The organism is Neoluteolibacter marinus (assembly GCF_014904755.1).
GTDB classification, from domain to species: domain Bacteria; phylum Verrucomicrobiota; class Verrucomicrobiia; order Verrucomicrobiales; family Akkermansiaceae; genus Haloferula; species Haloferula marina.
Genome location: NZ_JACZFQ010000035.1, coordinates 48401 through 54636, shown reverse-complemented (window position 1 = coordinate 54636; position 6236 = coordinate 48401). Strand labels below are relative to the sequence as shown.

At 66.5% G+C, this 6236-nt stretch carries 4 protein-coding genes; all 4 read left to right on the top strand.

Annotated elements, in window-relative coordinates:
- Positions 1-1286 (top strand): LamG-like jellyroll fold domain-containing protein (locus IG178_RS08935; RefSeq protein ID WP_193212195.1); only part of this gene is annotated, 1286 nt, incomplete at its 5' end.
- Between the two features lie 140 nt (positions 1287-1426).
- Positions 1427-4735: a LamG domain-containing protein gene (locus tag IG178_RS08930; RefSeq protein WP_193212194.1), complete on the top strand. Its 3309-nt coding sequence runs from the start codon at positions 1427-1429 to the stop codon at positions 4733-4735.
- Between the two features lie 149 nt (positions 4736-4884).
- On the top strand, positions 4885-5631 hold the full coding sequence (locus IG178_RS08925; RefSeq protein ID WP_193212193.1) for a metallophosphoesterase: 747 nt from the start codon (positions 4885-4887) through the stop codon (positions 5629-5631).
- Entirely contained in the window at positions 5628-6233 is a 606-nt protein-coding gene (locus IG178_RS08920; RefSeq protein WP_193212192.1) for a CDP-alcohol phosphatidyltransferase family protein, read from the top strand. Before IG178_RS08925 ends, IG178_RS08920 begins: the two co-directional genes overlap by 4 nt.
- Positions 6234-6236: the final 3 nt, after the last annotated feature.

Here is a 6236-nt window from a genome sequence, read left to right as displayed (position 1 = left end):
CCCCGCCCGCCCCCCCCCCGGCCGCCGCGATTTCCGTCGCCCGGCTCACCCACGATGAAAGCGCCATCTGGAGTTCCACGCCGGTGAAGACCGGCGACTGGCTTCAACCCGGCGACTTCGAACTGTTGAAAGGGTCCGCGGAAATCACCTTCGACAGCGGCACGGAAATCCGGATCAAGGCCCCCGCGACGCTGACCATCACCTCCGCCAGCCACGCCCTGCTAGCCTCCGGCAAGGCCACCGTCCACATCCCCGAGCAGGCCGCCGGCTTCGTCCTCGAAACCCCCAAGGCCACGGTCAGCGAACAAGGCACCCGCTTCGGCATCGCCGTCGATCTCCTCGGCGAAACGGAGATCCACGTGACCGAGGGCTTCCTGGAGCTCGACCCGAAACGCGGCGACATCCAGCCGATGCTCATTGCGCGGAACCAACCGATCCGGCTCGAGGAGGACAAGCTGCTGACCGCCGGCTCGACCAACTACCGGCCGAACGAATTCCCGTCCCGCTTGCCGCCCAACCCGCTGTTCAATCCCACCGGATTGCTGCACTGGGATTTCAATTCCGCCAGCACCGGCGAGGAGACCTTCCGGAATACGGGATTCATCGGAGACAGGGAAACCGGCTTCCCGGCCCGCGCCCGCAGCCGCAACAAGGAATCGTCCCATTCGCTGGTCACCGGACGCTTCGGGAATGCCGTCAAACTCAACGGCTTCGGCGCCTTCCTCGACACTTCGTTTCCCGGCATCGCCGGATCGGAGGCGCGCAGCATCGCCTTCTGGATCAAGATCCCGCCCAACACCCCGCTCGCCCACGCCTACGCCATCGTCTCGTGGGGCGATCCCAAGGCCACCGAGGCCGGCCACAAATGGCAGATCGGCTGGAACACCGCCGGCGACAACCAGGGCACACGCGGAGCCATCCGCACCGAAGCGGGGCACGCCTTCAACGTCGGCTCCACCGATCTCCGCGACGGCCGCTGGCACCATGTCGTCTCGGTCTTCCACGGCGGCAAGGACGCCCGCGTGGCCACCCACATCCGCCACTACGTCGACGGCCGCCTGGAAAGCTGCAGCGCCTCGAAGGACGCCCCCGTCGACACCCTCGTCAACAGCCCCGACTCCTTTCCCCTGACCATCGGCCGTCGACTCGAGTCCGACGCCATCTTCCGTACCTTCAAGGGATCGCTCGACGAGCTCTACATCTTTCCTGTCGCCCTCACCCCGGAGCAGATCTACCAGCTCTACAAGCACAACCAGATCGCGGGCCCGAGCCTTTCGCTACGATAAATCTAGGAGTTCGCGCGTGTTTTTTTCACAACGCGCGACTTTTCCCCTAATAACCTGTCTCTCATGGCCATGCGTTGATCGAGACGACCCGCTGTCCGGCATCCTGCCGGATGGAAATCCAACGGGCGGCTCGATCAACCATGAAAACCCGACGTATCGCAGCGATCTTCGGATCGATCTCCGCAGGCATCCTGCTTGCTACCAATGCCACCCGCGCCGACCTGGTCCACCAATGGGACTTCGAAGGCGATACCAGTGACACCGGCAGCGGTGCCAATCCCCTGTCGCTGAAGTCCAACGCATCGCTCGGCAGCGGCAGTTCGCCCACCGGCGACGGTGCCCTCGTTCTCACCGCCGCGGGTGCTCCCACCGACGGCGGTGCAGTTTCCAACAGCCCGATCAACTGGTCGGCCTTCGCCAACGGCGACACCCGTACCGTTGCCATGTGGGTTCGCCTGACTCCCGCACAGGAAGCCAACGCCACGCTCTTCGGTGCCGGCACCAACTCGACCGGCACCCGCTTCGACCTCAAGGTCGACGGCGGCAGCTTCTTCCGCGTGGAAGTCCAGGGCGGCGGCCAGACCACCGCGACCCGCATCAACACCGACCGCTGGCACCACGTCGCCGTGGTCGCCCCGCTCGCCGCGTCCAAGATGAAGGACCTGCTCTTCTACATCGACGGCAAGGCGGTCCCCAACGCGAGCACTTCCGAGACCGAACTCGTCACCGCCACCGCCATCACCCGGCTCGGCGACAGCCCGAACACCGGCGGCGACCGCGACGTGGAAGGACTACTCGACGATGTCCGCATCTACGACACCGCACTCGACCAGCCCGCCATCCAGGCGCTGTTCGACGCCGGCAACCTCGCCCGCACCTTCACCACCACCGACGACGAGATCATCCTCGGGAACTCCTCCGACCTCCAGTGGGAAGGAGCCACCGAGCGCAGCGTCATCGCCACCGGCAGCGTCGACAACTTCGGCCTCGGTTCCGACCAGCTCGGGGCCTCGGCCTTCAACTTCGCCACGTTGACCCCGGGGCCCACCTACTATCTCCGCCCGAACAACGGGGCATCCAACGGCCAGGTGTTCGAGGTGACGTCCTTCGACGCCGGCGCGATGACCTTCACCGTCGACGGCGGCGATGAACTGGCCGCCGACACTTCCTGGAACGGGTCCTTCGAAATCTACACCTTCGAACTGCTCTACGACACCCTCGTCATCACCAACGACCAGGATGCCACGGTGATCGATGCCGCCGCCCTTTCCAATGCGGGAGCGGGCAGCGTCCCGGTCTCGCCGTCCGCCACCACCACCTACACCATGACGGCGACGGCCGACGGCGGGGCGCGGGTGGAGACCCGGGCGGTCACGATCACCGTCAAGACCAGCCCCGACATCAACGCCTTCGCGTCCAATCCCAGGCTCATCTACGGCACCGGAGCCCCGCTGCTCAGCTGGAGCACGACCGAAGCACGGCGCCTCGAGATCACCGACGGTGCCGGCTTCTCGCTGACCTGCACCACCAGCGCGGACGGCCAGGCCTATCTCGACGCCGGGACCCTCGCGCCGGGCGCCATCACGGCCAGCACCACCTACACCCTCACTGCCTGGCTCGATGAAGCCGGCAGCGGCGACTCCAGCCAGGAACAAATCACCGTCGAGGTCCAGCCCGCCCCCGACTTCACGCTCCACGTTTCGCCGCCGTTCACCCAGTCGGGCGACCCGGTGACCCTACTCTGGAACGCGACGGTCATCCAAGCCGTGGTCGGCTCCGGCCAGGTCACCGATTTCGGCCGCGGCAACAACGAGCTCGGCGCCTTCGACCCGGGCGACTTCGACTACTCGCTGCTGGCTCCCGGATCCACCTACTTCATGCGCGCCGACAGCGGCACCATCGCCGGCGAACTCAGCGAGGTCCTCGCCTACGATGCGGGTGCCGGCTACCTCCGCATCGCCGATGGCGACACCTGGGCGAACGAATTCTCGTGGTCCGGCAACTTCACGATCCTCACCCTCTCCGGCACGGACAAGATCGTGATCAACGACGGCTCCGGCGACATCGAGACCATCACCGACCCGGCCCGCATCGCATCCGGTTCGCTGACGCTCGACCCCGGCCCGACCGCGACCACCACCTTCACCGCCACGGCATCGATCACGGGCAGCACCGCCGACGCCGTCGACAGCGCCAAGGTCACCGTCGGCGGAAGCGGCAACAGCTACCCGGAGCAGGTCCTCGCCTCGGGGCCGGTCGGCTATTACCGCTTCGAGGAGAACGCCGGGTCGCCGGTCGCCTACGACTCGTCGACGAACGGTAATCATAGTATTTCGATCATCGGCAACCTCACCCGCGGTGCCACCGGCCCGCTCGGCACCTGTGGCGGCTTCAACGACAACGAAACCGTCACCACCGGCGTCACCCTCAACCCGCAGGATCCCGATGGCGACGACGGACCCGGCGATGTCGATCCCGACGGCGACGAAGGCTGGAGCGTGGAAATCCTGGCCAAGCCCGACGTCGCGGCCCGTTCGCCCAGTTTCCAGCACCTCTTTGCCAACGGCAACGGCACCGGAACGGGTCGCAGCGTGCTCTACCTGGACGCCAACGGCCGCCTGGCCTCCTTCACCGGCAACCTGACGAGTCCCAACGGCCTGGCCGGCCTGAATATCCAGACCAAGGTCGGCGATGCCGACTGGATCCATGTGGTGATGACCTGCACCAACAACCCGGGGGACAACACCTACACGCTGCGCTTCTACATGGACGGCAGCTTGGTGACGGAGCAGGTGATGCAGACCACCGCGGGTGTCCCCGTCGCGCCGGAGTCCGCGACCGGCAACTGGGTGATCGGTTCGCACAAAACCCGCCAGGCCGGCGCCTTCTTCGACGGCTTGCTCGACGAAGCGGCGATTTACGCCCGCGCGCTCTCCGACGTGGAGATCAGCAACCACTACCAGGCGTTCTGCGCCGACGCCACCGGACCGCTGGCGCTGGCCGGCACCGCCCGCATCGTGGCGGGGGATAGCGGTGAGCTGTTCTACAAGACGGGCGGCTCCGCGACCGCAGGCAGCATCGACAACGGCGTCGGGACCGTCACCCTGGGGGCTCCGGGCAGCGTCGTCGTGTCACCGGTGACCGACACGCTCTACACCCTGAACGTGGACGGCCAGACGCTCACCTTCCTGGTCCAGGTCATCAATCCGTTCTTCGTGAGCGGCCACGGCACCGACAACGGCACGGGCTATCCCTACGTCGATGCCGGCGGCCTGACCGAGAACATCAGCTACCAGCTGTTCATCTCCTCGGACCTCATCAACTGGACCATCGGCGGCGCCAAGGTCGTCGGGGATGCCACGGGCACCGCGACCTTCCTCGACAGTGCGCCCTTCGACCCGGCCTTGCGGACCAAGCGTTTCTATCAGGTGCGCGACGTCGACCCGTGACCCGGCTCGCGTGAATCCGGGACGGGGCGTCATCTGGCGCCCCGTCTTTTTTTTGTCCGGACGAACCGCCCCGGCCATCAGGGGAAGCGATGTTCCGCGAATCATTTTCGATTGTGAATGCGCGGGGCGATCCCTTGTCATGCGGGGCGATGATTCCCACCCCCGTCCGTTCCGGCAGGGTCGTTTCCGATCTCCATTTGTTTTCCCGTCGCTCGGACGGCGAGGCCTTGTTCCGGTCCCTCGAGCCGCAGCTTGCGCCGGACGAGACGCTGGTCTTGAACGGCGACACCTTTGATTTCCGCTGGAGCACGCTGCAGGACGAGGCGTCAACGATCGATGCCGCGGTCCGCTGGCTCGCCGGGGTGCTGGAAAGGGGGCCGCGACGGGAGATCCATTTCCTCCTCGGCAACCACGACTGCCACGCCGGATTCCGCCGCCGGCTGGAAGACCTCGGCGGGCGGCACCCGCGGCTGCATTGCCACGAATTCCGGCTGCAGCTCGGCAACTGCCTGTTCCTCCACGGCGACTGCACCAACCGGCGGATGGACCACGACCGGCTGGCGCGGTTCCGGGATGCATGGAGCCGCGACCGGCAGCGCGGGCAGGTCGCGGCGGCTGCTTACGGCGCGATCGATGCCATCGGCCTGAGCCGCCGCTTCCACGATTGGTATTTCCCGGAGAGAACCACCGTCCGCCGTCTCGCCCACCATCTCGACCTCACCGACCCCGGCTGGGACCAGCGGGTATCGCATTGCTTCTTCGGTCACACCCACCGGCCCTTCGAAAGCGCCGTGTTCCGGGGGGTGAATTTCTCGAACACGGGCTCGGCGATCCGCGGCATGGGCTTCCTGCCCCTGGCGTTCCGCTGGGTTCCGGATACCGCCACCGTCCCATGAAGAGCCGCGTCACCTGCTACTCCGGCCACGAGGGGAAGTTCATGGAATGGTCGCAGGCCTTGCGCGGCCGGCTGCTCCGCCCCTTGCTCGCCAACCTGGCGGGAACCGGCTGCCGGGCGAACCACATCACCGCGCTGTCGCTGGTTTCGGGCCTGGCTTTCTGCCCCTTCTTCATCGCGGGCCAGCCGGCGGTCGCGCTGGCCTTGCTGCTCTTCCATGTGCTTCTCGACGGCCTCGACGGGCCGCTCGCCCGTTTCCGCGACGACGCCTCCAACCGCGGGTCCTTCATCGACACCATGGCGGATCAGGCGGTGGTCACGGTCACCACGCTCGCCCTCATCCACGGCAGCCAGGCCGGGGTCTGGTCGGGCGGGCTCTATCTCTTCCTCTACACCCTGGTCGTCGGCTTCGCGCTGGTCCGCAATGCCATGGCGCTGCCCTACTCGTGGCTATTCAGGCCCCGTTTCCTCGTCTTCGCCTGGATCGCCGTGGACACTTATCTCCTGCCCGGAAGCCTTGATATCTTGCTCTGGATGGCTTCCCTCCTGCTCGGCGCGAAGGCGGTGAGCGGCTTCGTCAAAATCGGACGGAAACTCACGTAGCGG

Coding starts and splice junctions, on each gene's coding strand:
- IG178_RS08930 (WP_193212194.1), top strand. CDS start 1,427: ATGAAAACCCGACGTATCGCAGCGATCTTCGGATCGATCTCCGCAGGC.
- IG178_RS08925 (WP_193212193.1), top strand. CDS start 4,885: ATGATTCCCACCCCCGTCCGTTCCGGCAGGGTCGTTTCCGATCTCCAT.
- IG178_RS08920 (WP_193212192.1), top strand. CDS start 5,628: ATGAAGAGCCGCGTCACCTGCTACTCCGGCCACGAGGGGAAGTTCATG.